This window comes from Aeromonas sp. QDB20, assembly GCF_027707805.1.
Taxonomy (GTDB): domain Bacteria; phylum Pseudomonadota; class Gammaproteobacteria; order Enterobacterales; family Aeromonadaceae; genus Aeromonas; species Aeromonas dhakensis.
The window spans coordinates 107,359-132,174 of sequence record NZ_JAPCJC010000004.1 but is presented as its reverse complement, the minus strand read 5'-3'; the positions used below and the strand labels follow the sequence as shown (position 1 = coordinate 132,174).

Sequence of the window (24,816 nt, the reverse complement as noted above, 5' to 3'; positions counted from 1 at the left end):
TCAGGACACCACCAGCCGCACCGCTAAAAATGGATCCCTGCCGAGCAGGTTGCGGCACCGATTTGACGCTGTGATGACAATCACACTGGAAGTAAACGGGGGTTGGGGATAAAATTTTGGCCTGATTGCAAACGCATCTATTTTTCATTACCTGATTGCCGGACATCACAGGGTGCGCGGTCAGGTCCCAAGAGAGATCCCATGTCCATTAAAATCAAGACACCGGAAGAGATTGAAAAGATGCGCGTTGCCGGCCAGCTGGCCGCCGATGTGCTGGTCATGATCGCCCCCCACGTCAAGGCGGGCGTCACCACCGACGAACTGAACACCATCTGCCACAACTACATGGTCGACGTGCAGCAGGCCATCCCTGCCCCGCTCAACTATCACGGCTTCCCCAAGTCCATCTGCACTTCGGTGAACGATGTGATCTGCCACGGCATCCCGAACCACAAGAAGCTGCGCGAGGGTGACATCATCAACCTCGACATCACCGTCATCAAGGATGGCTACCACGGCGATACCTCCGCCATGTTCATCGTGGGCGAGACCACCCCGCTGCGTCGCCAGCTCTGCAAGGTGGCTCAGGAGAGCCTCTACGCCGCCATCAAGCAGGTGCGTCCCGGCATGTGCATCACCGAGATCGGCGCCGTGATCCAGCCCATCGTCGAGAAGGCCGGTTTCTCCGTGGTACGTGACTACTGCGGTCACGGCATCGGGGCCGAGTTCCACGAAGAGCCGCAGATCCTGCACTACCGCAACGGCGGCAAGCTGGAGCTCAAACCGGGCATGTGCTTCACCATCGAGCCCATGGTCAACAGCAAGAAGTACCACTGCAAGGTCAACCCGAAGGATGGCTGGACCGTGACCACCAAGGATGGCGGCGACTCCGCCCAGTGGGAGCACACCCTGCTGGTGACCGAGGATGGCTGCGAGGTGCTGACCCTGCGCCCGGACGACACTATCGACCGTCTCATCAAACACGGTTAACATCAAACCCCGGCCCCTCGCCGGGGTTTTGTTTTTATCAGCCGCAGGCCCCGCACGACGGCCTGTGACAAGAGTGTGAGACGCCATGGACGCCAGCCTGCTTTCCCCCCATTTGCTGCCCGACGATCAGCTCACCCGCGAGAACTGCAAGGAGTACCTGAGCCGTTTTCTCGGCTGGCTGCACGCCCGCTTCGACGCCGGTGACAACATCATCGAACTGGTGGCCACCCGCTCCGAATACATGGACCAGCTGCTGACCCGGCTGTGGCAGAAATTCGGCTTTGACAAGACGGAACTCACCCTGATCGCGGTAGGAGGCTATGGCCGCGGCGAGCTGCACCCCCACTCCGACATCGATCTGCTGATCCTCTACGAAGGGGACGAGCTGGACGAGGTGCTGGGGCTGCGCATTGGCGAGTTCATCACCCTGTTGTGGGATCTCAAGCTGGAGGTGGGCCAGGCGGTGCGCAACGTGCGCGAGTGCATCGAGCAGGGGCGCGGCGACATCACGGTCGCCACCAACCTCATCGAGGCGCGTTACATCACCGGCCGCGAGGCGGGCTTCCAGCAGCTAAAGGAGGCCACCGGCCCCCAGCACTTCTGGCCGAGCGAGCAGTTCTTCAAGGCCAAGCGCGAAGAGCAGGCCCAGCGCCACCAGCAGTTTCTCGGCACCGCCTACAAGCTCGAACCGGATCTCAAGTGCAATCCGGGGGGACTGCGCGACATCCAGACCCTGGCCTGGGTGGCTCGCCGCCACTTCGGCGCCACCACATTGTTCGAGATGACCAGCCACGGTTTTCTCAACCGGGCCGAGTATCGCGAGCTGCTCGACTGCCAGAATTTCCTCTGGAAGGTGCGCTTCGCCCTGCACATGGCCATCAACAAGGGCGACAACCGGCTGCTGTTCGATCGCCAGCGCACCGTGGCCCAGATGCTGGGTTTCGAGGGGGAAGGCAACGCCCCGGTCGAGCAGATGATGAAGCGCTTCTATCAGACGGTGCGACGGGTCTCCGAGCTCAACGAGATGCTGCTGCAGCTGTTTGACGAGGCGATCCTCGGCAACACCGCCATGGACGTACGCCGCCTCTCCGACGAGTTCCAGCTGCGCGGGCGCCTCATCGATGCGGTGGATAGCGAGCTGTTCGGCCGCGATCCCGCCGCCATCCTGCGCCTCTTCTACCAGATTGCCCAGCACCCGGAGATTGCCGGCATCCACTCCGCCACCCTGCGCCAGCTGCGCGAGGCGCGCCGCAAGCTCAACTGCTGGCTGCAGGACCTGCCCGAGTGCCGCCGCCTGTTCATGGCGCTGCTGCGCCACCCCAACGGCATCGGCCAACCACTCAGCCTGATGCACAAATACGGCATCCTGGCCGCCTACCTGCCGCAGTGGAACCTTATCGTCGGCCAGATGCAGTTCGACATGTTCCATGCCTACACGGTGGACGAACACACCCACCGGCTGCTCAAGAACATCCACCAGTTTCCCAACCCGGCCAGCCGCCAGACTCACCCGCTCTGCCACGAGGTCTTCACCCGGCTGCGCAAGCCGGAGCTGCTCAGCATCGCCGCCCTCTTTCACGACATCGCTAAGGGGCGACGCGGCGATCACTCCGAGCTCGGCGCCGTCGATGCGCTGGAGTTCTGCCAGCTGCACGGCCTGGATCGCTACGAGAGCCGGCTGGTCGCCTGGCTGGTGCGCCACCATCTGCTGATGTCGGTCACCGCCCAGCGCCGCGACATCTACGACCCGGACGTGGTCACCGACTTTGCCCAGAAGGTGCGCGACGAGCAGCACCTCGACCTGCTCTACTGCCTGACCGTGGCCGATATCTGCGCCACCAACGACACCCTCTGGAACGACTGGAAGGGCACCCTGCTGCGCGAACTCTACTTCGCCACCCAGAAGGCGCTGCGCCAGGGGCTGGAGAACCCGCCTGACATGCGGCTGCGGATCCGTGAAAACCAGCGCCAGGCCAAGCAGTTCCTGGCCCAGCGCGACGTGCCGGAAGAGGCCATCAACCAGCTCTGGAGCGATTTCAAGGCCGATTATTTCCTCCGCCACACCCCGGAGCAGATCGCCTGGCACTGCCGCAAGATCATCGAGCACGGCGACAACCCGGCGCCGCTGGTGATCATCGGCAAGCACCCGACCCGCGGCGGCAGCGAGGTGTTCATCTACTGTCGCGACACCCCGAATCTGTTCGCCACCGTGGCCTCGGCGCTGGATCAGAAGAACCTCAACATCCACGACGCCCAGATCATGAATTCGCGCAGCGACTACGTGCTCGATACCTTCGTGGTGCTCGAGCCCAACGGCGAGCCCATCAGCCCCAACCGCACCGCCACCATCAAGAAGGCGCTGGAGAAGGCGCTGCAGGAACCGGGCAAGCTGGTGCTGCGCAGCAAGCCCCTGTCGCGCCGCCATCGCCAGTTCAGCGTACCGACCCGGGTGGTGTTTCTGCCCCACAAGGGGGAAAACCGCCACACCCTGCTGGAGCTGACCGCACTCGACACCCCGGGCCTGCTGGCCCGCATCGGCGCCGTGTTCCAGCAGTGCGGCCTGTCGCTGCACGCCGCCAAGATCACCACCATCGGCGAGCGAGTGGAGGACTTCTTCAGCCTCACCACCCTGGCTGGCGAACCCCTGACCCAGACCGAGCAGCAAGCACTGGAAGAGCGGCTGGTCAATCAGCTCAACCCTGTGGAGAGCGCTGGAGGGTAGACCCATGGCACTCCGGGCCGGCCTCACAAGACCCCGTTTATCAGCCTGATTTTTCAGTCAGAACAAGTGGTTGGGCCACTCGAGTACAATAAATCGCCGTTCTTGTGAAGAAATCGGCCCGGGCCCTTAAAAACAGTTGGAAAAGTGTGATACAACAAACGGAATTTTTTAAAGGAAACCTGTCATGACCGAGTTGCAACAGATCATCGAAGCGGCCTTCGAGCGCCGTGATTCCATCACTCCCGGCTCCGTCGATGCCGCCACCAAGGCCGCCATCCTGCAAGCCATCGACCTGCTGGATTCCGGCAAGGCCCGCGTCGCCGAGAAGATTGCCGGCGAGTGGGTGGTGCACCAGTGGTTGAAGAAGGCGGTGTTGCTCTACTTCCGCATCAATGACAACGGCATCATCAAGGGCGACGATGCCCAGTACTACGACAAGGTTCCCCTCAAGTTCTCCGACTACAGCGCCGAGCAGTTCAAGGCCGCCGGTGTGCGCGTGGTACCCCCTGCCACCGCCCGCAAAGGCTCCTTCATCGCGCCCAATACCGTGCTGATGCCCTCCTACGTCAACATCGGCGCCTTCGTCGATGAAGGCACCATGGTCGACACCTGGGCCACCGTGGGCTCCTGCGCCCAGATCGGCAAGAACGTGCACCTCTCCGGCGGCGTCGGCATCGGCGGCGTGCTGGAGCCGCTGCAGGCCAACCCGACCATCATCGAGGACAACTGCTTCATCGGTGCCCGCTCCGAAGTGGTGGAAGGGGTGATCGTGGAGGAAGGCTCCGTCATCTCCATGGGCGTCTTCATCGGCCAGTCCACTCGCATCTATGACCGTGAAACCGGCGAGATCCACTACGGCCGCGTGCCGGCTGGCTCGGTGGTCGTCTCCGGCTCCCTGCCCTCCAAGTGCGGCAAGTACAGCCTCTACGCAGCCGTCATCGTCAAGAAGGTGGATGCCAAGACCCGCGCCAAGGTCGGCATCAACGCCCTGCTGCGTTCCATCGACGAGTAAGCGGTTTTGCTGTGATTTAAAAGGGCGCCTGATGGCGCCCTTTTGATTTTGGCGCCCCTGTCACAGGCAAGCCACACCGGCTCGGTTAAGATAGACGTGACAGGATCGTTTCAAACCGAGGAAGCCTGATGTACGAGAATCTGAAGAGCCTGGGGATCCAGGATCCCGCCTCCGTCGACAGCTATACCCTGCGCCAGGAGGCCAACCACGACATCCTCAAGATCTACTTCAAGAAGCAGAAGGGTGAGTTTTTCGCCAAGAGCGTCAAGTTCAAATACCCGCGCCAGCGCAAGACCATGCTGGTCGATTCGGGCACCCATGAGTACAAGGATGTCACCGAGATCAACGCCAATCTGAAATACGTGGTGGACGAGCTCGACAACCTGACCCAGGGCGTGCACGTGCAGGCCGACCCGGACATCAAGCAGAAGATCTTGCGCGACCTGCGCCACCTGGAAAAAGTGGTGCAGAACAAGATCAGCGAAATCGAGCGGGATCTGGAAAAGCTCTAAACCGGTCTGATGCAGCAAAGGCGCCCACGGGCGCCTTTTTCATTGGGTCACAACAGACAGGCGCCATCAGGCCAGCCCCGCACATGCCCCGCCGCCCAAACGCGGCCCAGCAAAAAGGGAGGCTTGCGCCTCCCTTTTCGGAACTCGGAATGAAAGCAGGGATTAGTTGCTCTTCATCCAGATGTCCATGTCGGTTTTCAGGTTGTCGGACTTGGTACCGAAGATGGCTTGTACGCCAGAACCTGCAACCACCACACCGGCGGCGCCCAGTTTCTTCAGACCGGCCTGGTCAACCTTGGCCACATCCTTCACGCCGACACGCAGACGGGTGATGCAAGCGTCCAGAGAAGCGATGTTCTCCTTGCCACCGAAGGCAGTGACCAGTGCGGCAGACATCTCGTCCTTGCTCTGACCAACGCTCTCTTCAGCAGTTTCGTCTTCACGGCCCGGGGTCTTCAGGTTCATGGCACGGATGACCACGGTGAAGACCACGTAGTAGATGACGGCATAAACCAGACCCAGACCCACCAGCAGCAGCATGTGATCGGCACGCGGGGATTGCACCACGAAGTCGATGAAGCCGTTGGAGAAGGTGTGGCCGTGTACCACGCCCAGGGAGTTGGTCAGCACGTAGGCCAGACCGGCCAGCACGGCGTGGATGGCGTACAGTACCGGGGCGATGAACAGGAAGGAGAACTCGATAGGCTCAGTGATACCGGTCAGGAAAGAGGTCAGGGCGGCAGAGGCCATGATACCTACGATCTTGGCGCGGTTTTCCGGCTTGGCGGAGTGCGCGATGGCAAACGCGGCGGCAGGCAGACCGAACATCTTGAACAGGTAGCCACCGGCCAGCTGACCGAAGCCGTTGCCGGCAGCGCGGGAGGCGTCGTCAGCAGTCAGGAAGCAGGTCATGATGCCGTGTACGGTTTCGCCAGCGGCGTTGACACAGGTACCAGCCTGATAGAAGAACGGCACGTTCCAGATGTGGTGCAGACCGAACGGGATCAGTGAACGTTCAACCACGCCGTAGATACCGAAGGCCAGTACCGGGTTCTGGTTGGCAGCCCAGTCGGAGAAGGCACCGATGGCGGCACCTACCGGCGGCCAAATCACGGACAGGATCACGCCCAGACCGATGGAGACGAAACCGGTGATGATGGGCACGGCGCGCTTGCCGGCGAAGAAGCCCAGGTACTCGGGCAGCTGGATCTTGTAGAAGCGGTTGAACGCCCAGGCGGCCACGCCACCGGCGAGGATACCACCCAGTACGCCGGTCTCGATGGTCTCGACGCCCATCACGGGGGCCATCACCTTCAGGGTGGCGCTCATGATGCCGTAGCCAACGATGGCAGACAGGCCGGATACGCCGTCGTTATTGGTAAAGCCAAGCGCTACGCCCACGGCGAACAGCAGGGCCATCTGACCGAATACGGAACCGCCGGCCTGCTCCATCAGCTGGGAGACAATTTCCGGCAACCAGCTGAAGTGGGCAGCACCCACCCCCAGCAGAATACCTGCAACGGGCAAGACCGATACTGGCAGCATCAGCGCCTTACCGACCTTTTGCAGATTAGAGAAAGCATTTTTTAACATGTGTGCGCTCCTGAATGGAATGTCTTACCGTAGACGCTTCAGTCCAATTTATAGACGACCAAGAACATCATCTCTCATCGGCATGAATTCGACGCGGGTTTGTTTATTTTGACCAGCTGAATATAACCCAGCAGATCGCAAATATCTTCCATCAGGGGTAAGCGAATAAAAAATTTGGAGGGGAGATCACAAGATAATTTCGGCGGGAATTTTCAGCTAATTACAGCTATATTTCGGCATCTTCATGCTAAACCAGAAATATGAAAAGTGCTGTTTCGCATTGTATTTTAGCCAATCAAAACAATACACCATGAAACGCAATGTAACTTAATGTAACCATTTGCTGTTTTTTCTATTTTAGTCTACCGATTAAAAAGGCCTCCAACAAGGGAGGCCTCAAATAAATATTATCTTTTAAAGACCGGACGATATTCAGCCTTTCTGGGAACGCTTGACCGCATCCACAAAGACCGATTTCGCCTTAGTCGAACCTGCCCGTTCAGCTTCGCTGACCAATCTCATCGCCTTGTCGATGTCGCCGGCTTTCACCGCTTTCTCGATCTGGGATTGATAGAAGGCCTCGGTTTCGCTCAGCATGGGGGCACTGCTCTTGACTGCACCGGCGGTCGCCAGGGGCACGACAAGCTTGTTTGGTGCCGTGTTGACTACCGGGGTGTTGGCATCAATCACATCCTGATAGACAGGTTTGTAATAGTTGCTCTCGGTTTTGACGCCACTCAAGTCCTCCACAGAGAGGCTGACCACGCCCCAGGGGGAGTGCGGAATGACGGGGTCTTTTTCGCCATAATCAACCACCCCCAGCGACTTGGTCATCAGCTTGGAAGGGCTCAGAATGGTGGTTGTTTTGTCCAGACCACTCTGGTCTGTGTAGATCACCATGTAACTTTCGTTATTGGGGTTACCGACATAGGAGCGATCCACGGTAAACACGGCTTCCATGCGATCCCCCTGCAGCATGCGTGCAGGCTCGTACTTGAACACGTCGCTGCCCAACTTGCGGGTCACATTGAATTTGGAATCAAGCATCAAGACGGTCGGGTTGAACAGCGATTTGTCGATCAAGCCATCAACCGTGATGCGCAGGTCACCGGAGTTGACCGGCAACCGGAAGGCGGCAAAGTGGCTTTTCCCTTCGCTGAAAGCGTAAACGGGGGAGCTGCCATCAATGGGGATAAGCTTGGTTGCGCCCGGTTGTATGTCCTGAAACGGCAGACTGGAGACATCGCGACAGCAGCTGCTAACCGTAGCCAATTGGCTCATCGCAACGTCGCGATTTCCCATGATGGACTTGAACTCCTGAGTCGGCGCTACCGTCGTTTCCAACGTGGCGCACCCACCCAGCACAACAGAACAGAATACAGTCAAGGCTAATCTGGAATATCTCATCGCGTGACCCTAAGAAACGTGTTGTAAAAAAAGAGCCCCCGTCATGCGGGGGCACTTGCAGTCATGACGTCAACAGATTACCACCAAGCTTCAGCTTGAACACCGAAGTTCCAGGAATCGTCCTGTTTCACGCCATTGGCATCCGGGCGGAACTGGCCGTCAGAATCCAGGTAGGAAGCGTAGACACGGATTTCCGGACGGGCCCAGAAGCTGGAGCCAGCGGACCAGGCCTGAGCCAGGGTGTATTTCTTGCCGATGGTGCTGGTTTCGGTGCCATTGTTCGGCTTGTAGCTGTCATGGTGATAGCCAAGCTCGGCGATGGTCTTCATGGTGTCATTCCACTTGTACATCGGGCGAACGACAACGGAGAAGGTGTCTTTGTCAACGCTGTCATTCTCGAGGTCACTGGCAGTACCGTAAACCAGCTGGTGACCAAACTCGACCTTGTCGCCAACCGGCAGCACGCCCCAGTTGATGAAGCGCCAGCCATCGCCCTTGGCGGCAGATTGGCTCAGGCCGCTGCCAGAACCGCTACCGTAGTCAACAGCCTGAGCGGCATAACCGTCGGCGAAATACTGAACCACGGTCTTGTTGAAGCCACCCAGCATGGATTGGGTCAACTCGGCGGTCAGCATGTGGCCGTTTTTCTCGTAATCCTTGCTGCCCAGAGCCGCTTTCTGCTCATCGGTCAGGTTGCCGCGGGCGTAGTCATAGCCCAGCTCCAGGGAGCCGTCTTGCCACAGCGGAATACCAGCATAACGCAGGTCCAGTACGTCGGTATCAACACGCTTGTCGACACCAACACCACCTACAAACTTGTCGTAATCTTCCCACGGGTCGTTACGCAGCCATGCAAATGAGAGCTTGCCCGGACCAGCCTGGATGTTTTCTACACCAGCACCGGCACCAGACACATCCCAGTAGTAGAAGTCGGAGATGTGGATGTCGTGACGTTGATAGTAACGCTTACCGGCCCACAGGGTAGCTTCCGGCGCGAAGCCCAGCACGCCCTTGGCCTGGACGTTGAATTGGCGCAGAGCAAAGTCGGCATCGCTGCCGCTGGTGCTTTCCCAGTCACGACCCTGCTGACCTGCCACCATTGCAAACATGGAGTCTACGTAGAAGGACTTGCCGTCCTTGTTGTAAGCCTCTTGACCCAGCTGAACTTCGCCGTAAGTCTCGGCTTCGTTGCCCAGACGACCGACTTTCGCCTTGGAATAGGTTTGCAGGCCGCCGTTATCGGAAGTACCGACACCGGAACGCATGTAGCCGTGGAAATCAACGGCGAAGGCGGCTTGGGAAGCCAGGGCTGCGGTTACTGCTGCAGCGATCGGGAGCCACTTTGCTTTCATTTTCATTTTCCTTATTCCCGCTGTGAGGAGTGTGATCCTGAATATCCAAGTTCTTATCACCGTAAAAACGTTTGGGTGATAACCGAAGCCGATTATAGGTAGCCAATTTCGGGACAAACATGAGCTGATTCACAAAATGGCGACAAATCGCCCAGCATTGGCCGCAGAGGGTTTTATGGGATGGATAATTGTAGATTTATGCAATAATTCACTATTTACCATGGTTGAAATGCAAAAAGATCCACCATGAAACCGCTACCAACAATTAATTCGCTTCGAAGATTAAGTGATAAATATTCAAATTGATGACAAAAACATGACTGAAATCGCTTTCAATGGGGAACTTTTAAATTTGCGGCATGTCAGCTGGCGCCGAAATAAATCACTGAGCAAACAAGGAACGGCTTGAAAAATAACCGGAGAAATAGCGGGCAAATATGGCCAGTTGAGACTGACCTGCCCCACAAAATAAATATCCCCGCCAGACGGACTGAACGGGGATCTATAAGTGATGAAAAAGAGTGGTCGCTAGAGTTTATTTAGCCAGTCATCGAGCCAGGCCAGCGCCACTTTTTCCGGTTCATCGTCGACGGTGGCATCTATTTCCAGGCGGGGCAGCAGAGGGCTGGCGCCAAGCTCCTGCAGCAGTCCATCGAGGTGGCGACCGGCGCCGCAGAAGTGCTCATAGCTGCTGTCCCCCATGGCGATGAGGGCATAACGCCACCCTTTCATATAGGGCGCCCGATCAGTCAGAGCAGTAGCCAGTGGTTGCAGATTGGGCGGAATGTCGCCCTGGCCGGTGGTGGCGGTGATGACCAGCAAGAATCGACTCGCATCCAGATCTTCCAGCTCTGCCTCCTCGAACACCCGGCAGCCGTGTCCCGCCTGTTCCAGCCGCGCAGCCAGCGTCTCGGCCACCAGCATTGCCGCGCCGTACACGGTTCCCACCACTATATCTATCTGCGCCATCACGACCCCCTTTGACCAACATGGATGCCCAGCATGCCACAGCGCGGAGTCAGGCAACACCCCGAACGCCTCAGTAGTCGCTCTCGCTGGCAGGCCAGCCCAGTTCGGCAAACAGCTGCAGCACGTGCGACCCCAGCGGCGCCTGGATGCGCATCGGCACCTTCAGCACCGGGTGCTGAAAGCTGAGGGTGCGAGCCACCAGCAGCAGGCGATCACAGCCATAGTGCTCGCGAAAGAAGCGGTTGTGGCGGCCATCGCCGTGGGTGGTGTCACCGACGATGGGGTGGAACAGATGATCGAGATGGCGGCGCAGCTGATGCTTGCGACCCGTCTTGGGGAACAGCCGAACCAGGCTGTAGCGACTGGTAGGGTGTTTCTTGGAAACCGCATGGGGCAGCTCGACCTGATGCAGGCGACGAAACGCGGTCACCGCCTCCTGGGCCGGACGATCCGGATCGCTCATGGCATCGGCGATCTTGTCCAGCTGCTCCTTGAGGGGGTAGTCGATCACCCCCTGCTCCGGAGCCCAGCCACGCACCAGCGCCAGATACTCCTTGTGGACCTGACGGGCGGCAAAGGCCTCGGTCAGGGTACGGGCCACGGCAGGATCGAGGGCAAACAGCAGCACCCCCGAGGTGGGTCTGTCCAGCCGATGTACCGGGTAGACGTGACGACCACCGATGAGATCCCGGGTCATCTGCATGGCAAAACGGGTTTCGGCCTTGTCGAGCCAGCTGCGATGCACCAGCAGACCGGAGGGCTTGTTGACCGCCACCAGCCAGTCATCCTGGTAGAGCAGGGTCAGCTTCATCTCGCCGTCGTCTTGAGTGGTGCAAGCATCTGAACTGCCACCCGTCTGCGTTTTCTTCTGATGAACCAGGGTCTGCTCGCTCATCATTGTTCGACCACTTTGCCGGAGAGCAGCAGATCGAAGCGGGCGATCAGGCGCAGCAGGGCTTCGACCTCGGCCAGCTCTTCCTTGTAGACTTCGCTGGCCATGGGATAGAGAGAGACGCTGCTGGGCAATGGCGCCTGCAGCAGCACCAACTGCTCCATGCGCGGGATCAGCACGAACTGCAGCCACTGATCGAAGCTCAGGGTATCGACGCAAAACGGCAGCTCGCTGGCCAGGGCCTCTTCCCCCGGATGGGTCGCTTGCCAACGTTCCAGACGTTGCAGTTCGGCGGTCAGTTCGCCCAGCAGGCCGGCTACCAGCAGATATTGATTCATTGCGCTCTCTTCCTCATCACCACGTCCCCGGTTCGCGGTTCAGTCAACAGCAAACCGGGCTTTGCAAAAAAGGGCGCTACTATACACCCTCCCCCCCGCTCTCTGCCATGCCCCCGGCGGCCATCAGTACGGGTCGCCGCCGGCCGCAACACGCCTCCCCGCTGGCTATCTTGTGCCAGCGCCTTATAATCGGCCCGCATCACCCTTAGCCGGATCACCTCATGTCCACCATCAATACTCTGACTGACTTTCTGACCCAGGCCGATACCCAGTTTCAGCTGTTCGACATGGGTCGCCAGGTGCGGCCGCTGGCGAGCGACACCTTCGTGCGCATCGAGCAGCAGCAGGAGCCCTACCCCTGGCCCCTGCAGCAGCACGCCTGGCTCGGCGTCCACTTCTTCCAGCCGGCCGAATCGCGCCACTACCTCTGGTTCCTCAAGTTTGCCCTCGACGAGCGCGGTCTGCTCATCTCGAGCGGCCCAAAACACTTCATGGATCAGGTGGTGGAGACCCTGGGCTACAAGCTGACCGGCGAGCTCGATGAGGAGAAAGCCCAGCGGCTGGCCGAGAATCCCTACACCTTCCGCCCGGCCGAAGCCAAGATGGCCAGCCTGCACGCCAAGCTGGCACGCCAGCTGGAGCAGGCCCCGTCCGCCTACTTCGAAGGGCTCTGCCACTACCTGTCCGCCCCCTCCCCCGAAGGGTGGCAGACCCTCGGCGTGCAGGGCTTTGCCGATCTGGCGGAGCGGCTGCAGGATGAACGCAACCTGGCGCTGGTGTGCAAGGCGCTGCCGAAGCTGCCGCAAGAGCCGCTCTATGCTCTCTGCCAGAGCCTGGAGAACGCCCCGCTGCCGCCGGCCGTACAGGGCGCCCTGTTCGAGCGCATCGGCAAGGAGCAGGAGTGCGCCGAGCCCAACGCCGAGACCCTGGCCTACCTGTGTCGGGCGCTGGCCTCCTGCAACGGCAGCAGCATGCGCACCAACAAGCTGCTGACCCTGCTGCAAACCCAGCCGAGCCCGGCCCTGCTGCTGGCCATCGCCGGCCGGCTCTGGCCCGATCTGAAGGATGCCACCCTGCTCAGTCTGTTCCTGGAGCAGCTGGCCCTGCAGCCGACCCAGTTCTTCAATCAGGTATTTGCCGAACTGGTGACCCTGCCGGCCCTGCGCAATGATATGCTGGCCAAACTGCGCGACCCCGAGCGCAGCGACGCCCTGGGCCAGGCCATCGGCCGCCTGTTCGCCTCGGCCTGATGATAGCGGCGCCCCGCCACCCTGGCGGGGCGCCGCCCGACACGGACACACCGCAAAAGGAGCCCGCGATGGGTGAAGTGCTCGCCATCTTGCTGCTGACCCTGGGTGCAGGTGCCTTCTGGCACCAGCGGCGCCAGGCCGAACTCGCCTGGCAATACATGCGCCGCTACTGCCAGCATCACGACCTGCAACTGCTGTCGCTGGCACGCAGCCACCGGGCGCTGGCCCACCAGCCGCTGCGCCTGCTCACCTATTACGAGTTCGAATTTTCCAGCGATGGCGAGAGCCACTACCTGGGGCAACTGCGCATGCAGGGGCTGCAGGTGGTCGGCGTTGACCTCCCGCCACATCGGGTACCCAGCCTGTAAATCTCCCGCCTCGGGGCGAGCCTATACTGTTCTGGAATGTCTTTTCGGAGAGATGAGATGGAGTTCCTGACCCACGATCTGGCCGCCCTGTTTGCCCAGCTGGGGCTGGCCAACGACGAGCTGAGCCTGCACCGCTTCATTCACGAGCACCGCCTCGACAACCAGACCCTGCTGCCGGAAGCCCCCTTCTGGACCAGCGCCCAGGCCAATTTTCTGCGCGATGCCCTGTGGAACGATTCGGACTGGTCGGAAACCATCGACGAGCTGGACGTACTGCTGCGCCGGCACGATTGACCCGCTTCCCGCTTTTCAGCCCCGCGCGCTTTGGTTAAGCTCTGTGCCCCGTCCAGCCCCTATATCCCCATGCCGTGCAGGAGCACTCATGTCAGCCCAAGAGATCATCCGCATCGCCAATGAACTGGCGGCCAAGGGCATCGCCCCCACTACCGCCATGGTCAAGGCCCGCCTCGGCCAGCCCGTTCCCATGGCCGAGCTGCTCAAAGTGCTGAGCCAGTGGAAGCAGCAACCCGCAGCCGCCCCGGAAGTCGCCAGCCCGGCGCAGGAGGCCCCCGCTCCCGCCGCCGAGCCCACCCTGTTGCAGCTTGCCGAACGGCTCGAACGTCTCGAACGCAAAGTGGATCGGTTGACCGAGCTGCTGCTCCAGCAGGGGAAGTCGTGAACCATGTACATCCTCGAACTCTGCTTTGAGTGCTATCGCGACACCTCGCTGGGCGAGGCCGAGCGGGCCATCGTCAACTACCTCGACATGCTGCGCTATCAGGGCCAGATCCTCGGCCGGGAGTTCCCCACCAGCATGCACGACGGCTACTTCGTCAGCCGGGTGGTCTGCCCGGAGCAGGACAGCCTGCACCCCGACAACCAGAGCGAGCAGGTCAAGCTGGCGGAACAGGGCCTGCACCAGGCCGGGCTGCTCGCCCCCAAACTCCACCTGCAGGGGGCGGACCTGCTCTCTGACAGCACCGACCCTTGCGGCCATGATGGCGAACGTCCCAGCTGGATGCTGCTCTATACCAGCTTCCTGCACACCTGCTCGCCGCTGCGCTGCGGCGATCACTTCGCCCCCATCCCACTCTATCGGCTGCCGGCCGTTGCCAACGGCGACCACAAGCAGATCATCAAGTGGCAGGAGGATTGGGAGGCGTGCGATCAGCTGCAGATGAACGGCTCCATCGCCGAACATGCGGCGCTGCACGAAATCGGTGAGGTGGGCAGCCGCCTCCAGCGCCGTGGCAGCGATCTCGGCAAGCGGCTGGAAGCCCTGACCGGCATCCCCACCTACTACTACCTCTACCGGGTAGGTGGCCGCAGTGCGGCCGAGGAGAAAGCCCGCCCCTGTCCGGGCTGCGGTGGCGAGTGGGCGCTGGCCGAGCCCTTGCACGAGATCTTCGACTTCAAGTGCGATCCCTGCCGGCTGGTCGCCAACCTCTCCTGGGATTTCAAGGACTGAGCCCGGCGGTGAACCAAACAAAAACGCCTTGCCGGTCGGCAAGGCGTTTTTCATTGTGACTGACGCCGCTTATTGCGGCAGGGTCTCCAGCCGCTCGAGGAATGCGGGCAGAGAAGGCGCCAGCACCAACCGGCGGCCCGAGTCGAGCCACTCCAGCCACACCTGACCACTCTCGTTGTCGAGCGATACCAGCGTCATCTCGTTGCGAGTGGTGGCGATGAACAAAGAGGGTGAGCGCTTCAACTTGCGCAGCATCAGCAGGTGGCCGATGAGGTTCTCCTTGAGCAGGTCGAGATCCGCCTCGTTCCAGGGCAGCACAAACTCGAGCCGCAATCCCTTGTAGAGACAGGGCACAGGGCGGCTGAACCAGCCACCAAACAGGGCCTGCGCGGCCGGGTGCAGGGTCAGCTCGAGCGCCTCGTTCATCGCCGTGAAATCGGCGGGCTCGGCGCGCCGATGCGGGCGCCAGGCGACCCGGCCTTCCTTGGGTTCATCCAGCTCGCAGGGGGAGCGCCAGTCCGCCTCCCACTCGCACAGGGGCAGCCCTCGCCTCGCCTCGCCGTCGCGCTGCCAGCGCAAAAAAAAGTGTTCCAGGGCAGACAAGACTTGATCCGACATCGAAATTCCCCACAATTGCTGCCAAAGTCCGCTATTGCACCATCAAAGCCATGAGCAGACAAGGTGAAGCGCGGATCGCCAGCCGGCACTCCCCGCCTTGCCACCCCAAGCGGGGCCCATGCCTCTGCCATCGCCCATTCAACGTTCGAGTCACACAGATGAGCAAACAAGATAGATACGCCGGCGCCAGCGCCCTGCAGGGGCTGAGCCTGGGCCAGCAATCGGCCTACATCAGCCAGTACACCCCGGCCCTGCTGCAGCCGGTGCCCCGCAGTCTGAACCGCGACGACCTCGGTCTTGGCGGCGAGCTGCCGTTCCAGGGCTGCGACGTCTGGACCCTGTACGAACTCTCCTGGCTCAATGCCAAAGGCAAGCCCATGGTCGCCGTCGGCGAGGTCTCGGTGCCTGCCACCAGCGCGAACCTCATCGAATCCAAGTCGTTCAAGCTCTATCTCAACTCCTTCAACCAGACCCGCTGCGACTCGCTGGAAGCGGTGCAGGCCATGCTGGTCAAGGATTTGAGCGCCTGTGCCGGCAGCGATGTGAGCGTCACCCTGTTCCCGCTGGCCCAGGCTCCGCACCACATTGCCGCCCTGCCGGGCGAGTGCATCGACGAGCAGGATATCGAGGTGGACTGCTACGAGTTCGATGCCGACCTGCTGCAAGGTGCGGCCGGCAGCCTGGAGGTGGAGGAGACCCTGCACAGCCACCTGCTCAAGTCCAACTGCCTGGTGACCAGCCAGCCGGACTGGGGCTCCGTGGTGATCCACTATCGCGGCCCGCAGCTGGACCGGGAAAAACTGCTGCGCTACCTCATCTCGTTTCGCCAGCACAACGAGTTCCACGAGCAGTGCATCGAGCGGATCTTCACCGATCTCAAGCACTTCTGCGCACCGAGCCAGCTGACCGTCTACGCCCGCTACACCCGCCGCGGCGGCCTGGACATCAACCCGTTTCGCAGCGACTGGGAAGTAGTGCCGGCCAACCTGCGCCTGATCCGGCAATAATCCGCAGGCCCTGCCCCCGCCGCTCTGCGCCGCCAGCGCCCGGATAACGGGGCTGGCGCGCAATCTGTCAGTAAACTCTGGACGCACGGGGGCGGGCTTGGATAACATGCCCTCACTCCCGTGCTGCCCTTAATCCAATGAATCAACTGTTTTTTCTGGCAATGATGATGTCCTCCCTGTCCGCTCCTGATCTGGATCTGGCCAAGGAGCAGTTGTCCATCGATCTGCAACAGGCCCAGACCCTGGTGCTGACCGATCCTGCCAGATGCGTGCAGATCACCTCCGCCTTCCTTGCGCGCACGGCCAATAATCCCAAGCAAATCATCAGCAATCGCCAGGAGTACGGCTACCGCGAGCCACTGTTGAGCTATGGCACCGCCGCCCAGGCCACCGGCGCCCACCTGCTCAAGGGGGAGTGCCTGCTGCAACTGGGCCAGTTCCAGGCCGCCCAGAAGTCCCTCGATCAGGGCATCGCCATGGCGGCCAAGGAGCAGCAGCTGGAGCTGCAGGCCCACGGCCTCTACCTCAAGATCCGCAGCCAGAACCTGCTGGAACGCTCCCACGGTGCCAGCAGCGGCCTGCTCGGTCAGCTGGAGACCCTGCTCAGCACCCCCAGCCTGAAAGAGAGCCAGCTGCAGGTTTACAGCCGGCTGCTGCGCACCAATGCCAGCATAGAGGCGCACCAGTTCGACGAGGCCAAACGCCAGCTGGCCGAAGCCCGCCGCTGGGCGGATCAGACCAAGAACCCGCTGGCCAGCGCCTGGGTCAGCGCGGTGAGCGGCGATCTCTACCACGCCCTCAAGCAGCCGCAGCTCTCGCTGGGCGACTACATCGATGCCCAGCAGCAGGCCAGGGGCCTGCAGGATCCCCTCTTCCTCGGTCTGCTGTCGAACCAGATAGTGAACCTCTATGAAGAGGAGCAGGAGCCGCAGAAGGCGCTGCAATATGCTAATGAGGCAGCCAACTACTTCCACGCCCTCGGCAACCCCTCCCTGCTGAGCGACGCCCTCATCGTGCTGGCCCGCCTCAATCGGGAGCAGGGCGAGATGAACATGGCGCTGGTCTACTTCTTCAACGCCCTGGATCTGCTGGACGAGGGCACCAACCGCACCCGCATCGCCAACCTCAAGTATGAAATTGGCAAAACCTATCTGGAAACCGGCAACCTGACCCTGGCCCGCAACTACCTCACCGCGGCCCGCCAGTCCCACGAGCTGGGGGATGACAAGGAGCCGCTGATCGACACCCTGCTGCTGCTGGGCGAGCTGCACCTCAAGCAGAAGGAGGCGGGCATCGCCATCCTGCAGCTGGAGAACGCGCTGGCGCTGGCCAACCAGATCGGCGACACCCAGCGCCAGTTCGAGATCTTCCGTCTGCTCTCGGCGGCCTACGAGCAGAAGGGCTATCTGCAACAGGCGCTGGAGAGCTACAAAAACTTCCACCAGCGCAGCGAGCAGGTGCGCCAGCAGCAGGTCGATCTGGAGCAGGAGGCGATCCGCGACAACTACGCCCAGGTGGAGCGTGAACAGCAGATCAAGGAGCTGGAGCAGCAGCTCAGCACCAGCAAGCATCAACAGGATCGCTACCTCTGGTCGAGCGTGATAACCGGCCTGCTGCTGACCCTGTTCATCTACCTCTTCTTCACCCTCTGGCTCAAGCTGCGAGTCGCCCGCCTGCAGGGCAAGCAGCTGGGCGAGGCGCTGCTGCTCGAGCCACGCACCGGGCTGGCCAACTGGCAGCGACTGATGAGCCGCTGGCCGCGGGAGATGGCCAAGCGCCAGCAGCGCTCCGAGCGCTGGTATCTGAGCGAACTGCCCAGCAGCGAATTTGACGACAAGCTGCACTACCTGCTGTTTCGGGTCCCCTTCCTAGTCAACAGCCTGGAGCAGCACGGCTATCAGGTGAGCCGCGAGATAGAGCAGGCCTTCGGTGCCTACGTCAACGGCCTCACCCCGCAGGATGGCCGCATCTACGACCTTCGCGAAGGCCATCTGCTCTATGTGGTGCCCCAGCGTCATGTGGAGGATCTGCACCGGCTGGCCCGCGAGCTGCTCGCCGCACTGGCCGAGTTCCCTTGCCAGCATCCGCTCGATCGCCACATCAGCCTCGGCATCGTCAGCCACCCCTTCCTGCCCAAGGCGGCTACCGCCCTCGATCATCACGGGCTGTTCGACCTCTGCTATCTGGCGCTGGCAGGAGCCATTCAGCTCAGTGAAAAATCCCAGCAAAGCGTCTGGTTGGAGCTGGCTGCCATCGATTGCCAGCAGGCCGCATTTTTTAATGGGGATGTGTGGCAATGCTGCTTGATGGCAATTGACAAGGGACTGGTAAAAGTAAATTCTTCTCATGAAAAGCAATGGGTTAATTGGCTTCAACTTTCACGGAAGAGAGTGCCGGTTGATCAGTGACGAATAGATAATCAACTGGGTCTGGAACTGGGTTCGACCGCTGTTGCTATCCAACACAACAACGATAATGACAACAGGGCGACCTGAATAATGAATGATATCGCTGCCGTAGCCGGACAACTGGCCAGACTCAGGGAATCCCTTCAGCAAAAACAGCTGGAGCTGGACGGCATTGTCTCCTTCTCCGATACCGAGCGCGCCCGCAGCATCCAGTTCATCGCCAAGCTGATGCAGGCCTGCCGCGGTCACGACCGGGAGCTGGACAACAAGCTCGCCAAGCTCAAGCAGAAACTCGACGGCAACCCGCCGCTCTCCTCCCTCGACGCCGATCTCGCCATCATCGAGAAGCTGCTGCAGCAGCACGGCAACGCGCTGGAAGAGTCCATCTCCCTGACCAGGTCCGCCATCGAACTCGGCTCCAAGCAACTCAAGGCGATCAAGGGCTTCCCGGAAGATACCCGCAAATCCCTCAAGGAGTTTCTGGCGAGCCCGGATGGCTATGGCATCGGCGATCACCAGAAGAAGGTGATCCGGCTGCTGGAGTTCTACCAGCAGGCCATCAAGATCCAGCTGTTGCCCAGCCAGCCTCTGCTGGCCCAGAGCAGTCAGCCTGAGGCGGTCACCGATCTGGCCGCCCCCGAGCCGGATGCCCCCTTTGACGTCAAGATCCACGCCCACATCGCCGACGAGCTGCAGCGGCTCATCACCGAGCTCGACTTTGCCGGTGCGGTGGGCGAGAGCCTGGCGGACATTCGCCGCCAGCTGCTCAATGGCATCACCCCTCCCCTGCTGGCCGAGATCTGCCTGCAGGTGATCGAGCTCATCATCGAGGGCACCCGCGAGGAGCGCAAAGCCTCCCAGGCGTTTCTCAGCACCCTCAACGAGAGCCTCTCGGCCGTCCACTTCAGCTTCACCGAATCCCTCGACGAGGGGCGGGCCCTGCAAAGTGCCACCCTGGATACCCGCAAGGCCATCGACCAGGAGCTCAAAGCCATCGACCATACCCTGGCCAGCCATGACACCCTGGGCGACCTCAAGGAGGCCATCTCAGGTCACATGGGCGCCATCAGCCTGCTGCTGCAAGACAGGGAGGCCATGGCCGCCCGCGAACGCCACCTGCTGACCCGGCTCTCCACCATGGAGGCCAAGCTGCGACTGATGAAGGAGGAGACCGCCGAGTACAAGAAGCGGCTCACCATCCAGAAACACAAGCTGTTCCTCGACAGCCTGACCCAGGTGCACAACCGGGCGGCCCTCGATGAGCGGCTCGAGCTCGAATACAAGCGCTGGCTGCGCTACGGCACCCCGCTGTGCCTGGCCATCATCGACATCGACCACTTCAAGAACATCAACGACAACTACGGCCACATGGCCGGCGACAAGGCGTTGAAGGTAGTGGCCAAAGCGCTGCAGGGGGCCCTGCGCGATACCGACTTCATCGCCCGCTTCGGCGGCGAGGAGTTCGTGGTGTTGCTGCCGAACATCAACCCGGACAAGTACCAGAAACCACTGGAAACCTTGCGCCAGACCATCAAGAGCATTCCGTTTCGCTTTCGGGATGCCAGGGTCGAGATCACCATCTCCATCGGCGCCACCCTGTTCAGGGAGGGGGACCACACCACGGATGCGTTCGAGCGGGCCGACAAGGCGCTTTACAGCTCCAAGCACTCGGGTCGGGATCAGGTGAATCTGGCCTGACGAGCGCCTAAAAAAGCAGCAAACGCACTTTCCCCCTATTCCCCTGCCCCACCGCTTGCAACTACTATCAAATTCAAGGGATGCCACAGGGCATCCCGTTTTCTCCCCAGGGAAAAGCACAACGATAACAAGCGAGTGAAAGGGGAACCTATGATTACGCACATCAATCCAGTCGGCAGCATGGACTTGCTGTCCCAGCTCGAGGTGGACCGCCTCAAGCAAACCGCCTCCAGCGATATCTATCAACTGTTTCGCAACTGCTCGCTGGCGGTACTCAACTCCGGCAGCCATACCGACAGCTCCAAAGAGATACTGGAGCGCTTCAAATCCTTTGATATTCACGTGATCCGGCGCGAGCGCGGGGTCAAACTCGAACTGTTCAACGCCCCTGAACACGCCTTCGTCGATGGCGAGATCATCCGTGGCATTCAGGAACACCTCTTCTCCGTGCTGCGCGACATCCTCTATGTGTCGACCCAGCTGGAGTCGAACCGGCTGGTCAACCTCACCAGCTCCACCCATATCTCCAACGTGGTGTTCGCCATCCTGCGCAACGCCAAGGCGATCCTGCCCGGCGCCGACCCCAACCTGGTGGTCTGCTGGGGCGGCCACTCCATCAACGAGATCGAGTACCAGTACACCCGTGCGGTGGGCAGCGAGCTGGGACTGCGCGAGCTCAACATCTGTACCGGCTGTGGCCCGGGCGCCATGGAGGGCCCGATGAAGGGGGCCGCCGTCGGCCACGCCAAGCAGCGGGTGCGCAATGGCCGTTACATCGGCCTCACCGAACCCTCCATCATTGCCGCCGAGCCGCCCAACCCCATCGTCAACGAGCTGGTGATCCTGCCGGACATCGAGAAGCGGCTGGAGGCCTTCGTGCGCCTCGGCCACGGCATCATCATCTTCCCGGGCGGGGTCGGCACCGCCGAGGAGCTGCTCTACCTGCTCGGCATCATGATGCACCCGGCCAACGAGCGGCAACCCATGCCCATCGTGCTGACCGGCCCGAAAGAGAGTGCCGACTACTTCCGCGCCATCGATGACTTCGTCAAGGCGACCCTGGGGGAGGCGGCCACCAGCCTCTACCGGATCATCATCGGCGATGCGCCCGAGGTGGCCCGGGTGATGAAGGAGGCGATGCCGAAGATCCGCGAATACCGCAAATCGGTAGGTGATGCCTACTCCTTCAACTGGTCCCTCAAGATCGAGCCGGAGTTCCAGCTGCCGTTCGAACCGGATCACGCCAACATGGCCAGCCTGGATCTGCACCGCAACCAGCCGCCCCAGCTGCTGGCGGCCAACCTGCGCCGTGCCTTCTCCGGCATCGTCGCCGGCAACGTCAAGGAAGGGGGCATCCGCGCCATCGAGAAGAAGGGTCCGTTCAAGATCCATGGCGACAAGGAGCTGATGCACCTGATGGACAAGCTGCTGGAGAGCTTCGTCAAACAGCAGCGCATGAAGCTGCCGGGCAGCCAGTATGTGCCCTGCTATGAAATCGTGCGCTGACGGGCAGCACAGATGAAACGAGGGGCGCAACGCGCCCCTTTTTTGTTGCTGCCTGCCCTTAGGCCATCAATCCCCCATTGAGCCCGCTGGTTTGTTACAATGGGGCGTTCCGACTGCCAAGAGTGCCCCATGTCAAACCCAAGGCCACACCTGCTCATCATCGATGCCCTCAACCTCATCCGCCGGCTGCACGCGGTGCAGGCTCAGCAGGCGCTGACTCCGGCCCAGGCGTTGATCGCCACCCGTGCTAACCTCATCAATACCTGCCGCAAGCTGCTGGCCGGCAGCGAGCCCACCCACGTCATCGCAGTGTTCGATGGCGAGGTGCACAGCTGGCGCAAGGAGGTCTATCCCGCCTACAAGGAGGGGCGCACACCCATGCCGGCCGAGCTGCGCGAAGGCTTGAACGAGCTGCAGGATGCCTTCTGGGAGTGCGGCGTCGATGCCCTGCTCTCCCAGACCGACGAGGCGGACGATCTCATCGCCACCCTGGCCAGCGGCATTGCCCAGCACGGTGCCAGCGCCACCATCATCTCCACCGACAAGGGCTTCTGCCAGCTCATCTGCCCGCAGATCCGGATCCGCGACTACTTCAACAAGCGCTGGCTGGATGCCGCCTTCGTCGAGCAGCAATACGGGGTGACCCCGGCCCAGCTGGTGGACTTCTGGGCCCTGACCGGCATCGGTGGCTCCAACATCAAGGGGGTGCCCGGCATCGGCCCCAAGACCGCCACCCAGCTGCTGCAACAATATGGCGATCTCGCTGCCATGCTGACCGCCTGCCAGCAGGAAGACGCCGCCAAGCCTTTGCTCAAGCTGCGCCAGCACCAGGATGAGGCCCTGCTGGCCCAGCGACTGGTGCGGCTGCAGCGGGACATCCCCCTTGGCTTCAACCTGCGGGAGATCCGTTATCCGCCCGCCCCGGATGCCTGATGATGCTATCTCGCCAAGCATGACCGGACTCACTCTCGCTGTTGACAAAAACAGATAGAATGTAAAGAAACATGGAGGGTTAGGTGGAGAAATGGTATAAAACCGCCGAATCCTCCCCCTCTGTTCCCTAGAAGTGGATACGTCTCATGTCAAAAAGAAAAATTACCGTCATCCCGGGCGACGGCATCGGCCCCAGCATCATCGAATCCGCCATCCAGATCCTGACCCACGCCGGTTGTGACTTCGAATACGAATACGCGGACGCCGGTCTGGTGGCGCTGGAGAAACACGGCGAGCTGCTGCCCCAGGCCACACTCGACCTGATTGAGAAGAACAAGGTCACCCTGAAAGGGCCTCTCACCACCCCGGTCGGTGGCGGTTTCACCTCCATCAACGTCTCCCTGCGCAAGAAGTTCAACCTCTACGCCAACGTGCGTCCCGTGCTCTCCTTCAAGGGCACCCGCAGCCGTTACGACAACATCGACATCATCACGGTGCGTGAAAACACTGAAGGGATGTACTCGGGTGCCGGTCAAAAGCGCAGCGATGACAACCAGAGTGCGGAGGCGATGAGCATCATCACCCGCGAAGGGGCCGAGCGCATCGTCAAGTTCGCCTTCGAGCTGGCCCGTCAGGAAGGGCGCAGAAAGGTCACCATCATCCACAAGGCCAACATCCTCAAGTCCACCTCCGGTCTGTTCCTGGAAGTGGCCCGTGAGGTGGCCAACCGCTACCCGGACATCCAGAGCGAAGAGATGATCGTCGATGCCGCCTGCATGAACCTGGTGATGTACCCGGAGCGCTTCGACGTCATGGTCACCACCAACCTGTTCGGCGACATCCTGTCGGATCTGTGTGCCGGTCTGGTCGGCGGCCTCGGTATGGCGCCGGGCGCCAACATCGGTGATGGCGCCGCCATCTTCGAAGCGGTGCACGGCTCTGCCCCGGACATCGCTGGCAAGAACATCGCCAACCCCACCTCGGTGATCCTCGCCTCCATCCAGATGCTGGAGTATCTGGGTATGCAGGAGAAGGCCGAGCGCATTCGCGAAGCGGTGCGCGCCACCATCGAATCTGGCGACCGGGTGACCCGGGATCTGGGGGGCAGCGCCTCCACCAGCGAGTTCACCCAATCCATCATAGATCGTTTGTAATTGGTGCCAACTTGTTGATTTAAAAAGGGAGCTTCGGCTCCCTTTGTTTTATCTCACGGCGCGCTCCCCCCTTTGTCGATTGGCTACTATGTTCAATAGATAAGGGATAAGGAGATCCATTATGCGCGCTATCGTTACCCTGTTGCTCATCAGCAGCAATGTCATGGCAATAGACAGACCGGTCGAGAATGTCTGGCCCCAGCTGCCGCCATCCCCCCAGCCGGCCAGCCAGGTCTGGCAATCCACCCTGGATACCAATGACCTGCTCAAGGCCCCCAAGCCCCTCTCCTTCGGGATGGATGTCGTCACCGACAGCAATGGCAACAATCAGGTCACTCCCTATCAGAAGCTCAACCTGACCGCCGAGAAGAGCGTCAGCCTCTCCTTTGAGCAGCACAAGCCCAGGATCAAGTTCAAAACCGCCGGCATGAACACCTCTCTCAAGCTGCGCAGCAACGGCGTCAAGCTGGAGTTCAGCCCGACCGATCGCACCATACCGCTCGACATCGAGCTCAAGCTTACCGATGGCGAATCCTCGCTGCGTTTTGACTATCGCTTCTGAACGCAAGCCGAATAAAAAGGCCGACAACCTCGAGGTTGTCGGCCTTTTTGTCAGCCC

The 24,816-nt window shown here is 60.9% G+C and carries 23 protein-coding genes; 16 read left to right on the top strand and 7 right to left on the bottom strand.

Annotated features, from left to right (window positions below):
- The first annotated feature begins 201 nt into the window (after positions 1–201).
- From map to PG897_RS06345, 4 genes are all read left to right on the top strand, one after another.
- Positions 202–990: a type I methionyl aminopeptidase gene (gene map, locus PG897_RS06360; protein WP_005303471.1), complete on the top strand. Its 789-nt coding sequence runs from the start codon at positions 202–204 to the stop codon at positions 988–990.
- Positions 991–1,075: 85 nt separating this feature from the next.
- Positions 1,076–3,712 carry a bifunctional uridylyltransferase/uridylyl-removing protein GlnD gene (glnD, locus tag PG897_RS06355; protein ID WP_017781881.1) on the top strand — a complete coding sequence of 879 codons (2,637 nt, stop codon included), beginning with the start codon at positions 1,076–1,078 and terminating at the stop codon, positions 3,710–3,712.
- 184 nt (positions 3,713–3,896) lie between these two features.
- Entirely contained in the window at positions 3,897–4,724 is an 828-nt protein-coding gene (dapD, locus tag PG897_RS06350) for a 2,3,4,5-tetrahydropyridine-2,6-dicarboxylate N-succinyltransferase (RefSeq protein ID WP_005303473.1), read from the top strand.
- A 128-nt stretch (positions 4,725–4,852) separates the two neighbouring features.
- Positions 4,853–5,236 carry a DUF3461 family protein gene (locus PG897_RS06345; protein WP_005303475.1) on the top strand — a complete coding sequence of 128 codons (384 nt, stop codon included), beginning with the start codon at positions 4,853–4,855 and terminating at the stop codon, positions 5,234–5,236.
- Between the two features lie 162 nt (positions 5,237–5,398).
- On the opposite strand, the gene ptsG is transcribed toward PG897_RS06345, so the two are convergent.
- The 6 genes from ptsG to PG897_RS06315 form a co-directional block, all read right to left on the bottom strand.
- Positions 5,399–6,829, bottom strand: a complete 1,431-nt coding sequence (ptsG, locus tag PG897_RS06340; protein ID WP_005303477.1) for a PTS glucose transporter subunit IIBC — start codon at positions 6,827–6,829, stop codon at positions 5,399–5,401.
- Positions 6,830–7,261: 432 nt separating this feature from the next.
- Entirely contained in the window at positions 7,262–8,131 is an 870-nt protein-coding gene (locus PG897_RS06335; protein ID WP_226009481.1) for a MalM family protein, read from the bottom strand.
- Between the two features lie 182 nt (positions 8,132–8,313).
- Positions 8,314–9,588 carry a maltoporin gene (locus tag PG897_RS06330; protein WP_026141369.1) on the bottom strand — a complete coding sequence of 425 codons (1,275 nt, stop codon included), beginning with the start codon at positions 9,586–9,588 and terminating at the stop codon, positions 8,314–8,316.
- A 528-nt stretch (positions 9,589–10,116) separates the two neighbouring features.
- Positions 10,117–10,557 (bottom strand): flavodoxin, encoded by a 441-nt coding sequence (locus PG897_RS06325; RefSeq protein WP_042009254.1) that lies wholly within the window; start codon positions 10,555–10,557, stop codon positions 10,117–10,119.
- 70 nt (positions 10,558–10,627) lie between these two features.
- Positions 10,628–11,455 (bottom strand): tRNA pseudouridine(65) synthase TruC, encoded by an 828-nt coding sequence (truC, locus tag PG897_RS06320; RefSeq protein ID WP_174704186.1) that lies wholly within the window; start codon positions 11,453–11,455, stop codon positions 10,628–10,630.
- A complete protein-coding gene (locus tag PG897_RS06315; protein ID WP_005303485.1) occupies positions 11,452–11,787 on the bottom strand; it encodes a YqcC family protein in 336 nt (111 codons plus the stop codon). The genes truC and PG897_RS06315 overlap by 4 nt, the downstream gene beginning before the upstream one ends.
- A gap of 221 nt (positions 11,788–12,008) precedes the next feature.
- On the opposite strand from PG897_RS06315, the gene PG897_RS06310 reads away from it, so the two are divergent.
- The 5 genes from PG897_RS06310 to PG897_RS06290 all read left to right on the top strand — a co-directional run bounded on the left by PG897_RS06310 (position 12,009) and on the right by PG897_RS06290 (position 14,873).
- Complete coding sequence (locus tag PG897_RS06310) at positions 12,009–13,037, top strand: DUF3549 family protein (RefSeq protein WP_043171954.1); 1,029 nt, start codon at positions 12,009–12,011, stop codon at positions 13,035–13,037.
- Positions 13,038–13,105: 68 nt separating this feature from the next.
- A complete protein-coding gene (locus PG897_RS06305; protein WP_005303488.1) occupies positions 13,106–13,405 on the top strand; it encodes a DUF3301 domain-containing protein in 300 nt (99 codons plus the stop codon).
- 57 nt (positions 13,406–13,462) lie between these two features.
- Positions 13,463–13,699, top strand: a complete 237-nt coding sequence (locus tag PG897_RS06300; RefSeq protein ID WP_005303490.1) for a DUF2789 domain-containing protein — start codon at positions 13,463–13,465, stop codon at positions 13,697–13,699.
- 88 nt (positions 13,700–13,787) lie between these two features.
- Positions 13,788–14,084 carry a DNA-binding protein gene (locus PG897_RS06295; RefSeq protein ID WP_005303492.1) on the top strand — a complete coding sequence of 99 codons (297 nt, stop codon included), beginning with the start codon at positions 13,788–13,790 and terminating at the stop codon, positions 14,082–14,084.
- A gap of 3 nt (positions 14,085–14,087) precedes the next feature.
- A complete protein-coding gene (locus PG897_RS06290) occupies positions 14,088–14,873 on the top strand; it encodes a Zn-ribbon-containing protein (protein ID WP_201885081.1) in 786 nt (261 codons plus the stop codon).
- A 69-nt stretch (positions 14,874–14,942) separates the two neighbouring features.
- Here the strand turns inward: PG897_RS06290 and syd are convergent, their stop codons facing one another.
- Positions 14,943–15,491, bottom strand: coding sequence for a SecY-interacting protein (gene syd / locus PG897_RS06285; protein ID WP_011705080.1), 549 nt, complete (start codon positions 15,489–15,491; stop codon positions 14,943–14,945).
- Positions 15,492–15,649: 158 nt separating this feature from the next.
- Here syd and queF point away from each other — a divergent pair, with 158 nt between their 5' ends.
- The 7 genes from queF to PG897_RS06250 all read left to right on the top strand — a co-directional run bounded on the left by queF (position 15,650) and on the right by PG897_RS06250 (position 24,759).
- On the top strand, positions 15,650–16,498 hold the full coding sequence (gene queF, locus PG897_RS06280; RefSeq protein WP_005303498.1) for an NADPH-dependent 7-cyano-7-deazaguanine reductase QueF: 849 nt from the start codon (positions 15,650–15,652) through the stop codon (positions 16,496–16,498).
- Positions 16,499–16,635: 137 nt separating this feature from the next.
- Positions 16,636–18,906, top strand: coding sequence for a hypothetical protein (locus PG897_RS06275; RefSeq protein ID WP_043171957.1), 2,271 nt, complete (start codon positions 16,636–16,638; stop codon positions 18,904–18,906).
- A 90-nt stretch (positions 18,907–18,996) separates the two neighbouring features.
- A complete protein-coding gene (locus PG897_RS06270; protein WP_201885083.1) occupies positions 18,997–20,604 on the top strand; it encodes a GGDEF domain-containing protein in 1,608 nt (535 codons plus the stop codon).
- A gap of 150 nt (positions 20,605–20,754) precedes the next feature.
- A complete protein-coding gene (gene ppnN / locus PG897_RS06265; RefSeq protein ID WP_005303505.1) occupies positions 20,755–22,110 on the top strand; it encodes a nucleotide 5'-monophosphate nucleosidase PpnN in 1,356 nt (451 codons plus the stop codon).
- A gap of 129 nt (positions 22,111–22,239) precedes the next feature.
- A complete protein-coding gene (xni, locus tag PG897_RS06260; protein ID WP_005303507.1) occupies positions 22,240–23,043 on the top strand; it encodes a flap endonuclease Xni in 804 nt (267 codons plus the stop codon).
- Between the two features lie 146 nt (positions 23,044–23,189).
- Positions 23,190–24,197 (top strand): isocitrate dehydrogenase, encoded by a 1,008-nt coding sequence (locus tag PG897_RS06255; protein ID WP_043171959.1) that lies wholly within the window; start codon positions 23,190–23,192, stop codon positions 24,195–24,197.
- A gap of 121 nt (positions 24,198–24,318) precedes the next feature.
- Positions 24,319–24,759, top strand: coding sequence for a hypothetical protein (locus tag PG897_RS06250; RefSeq protein WP_043171960.1), 441 nt, complete (start codon positions 24,319–24,321; stop codon positions 24,757–24,759).
- The last annotated feature ends 57 nt before the right edge of the window (positions 24,760–24,816 follow it).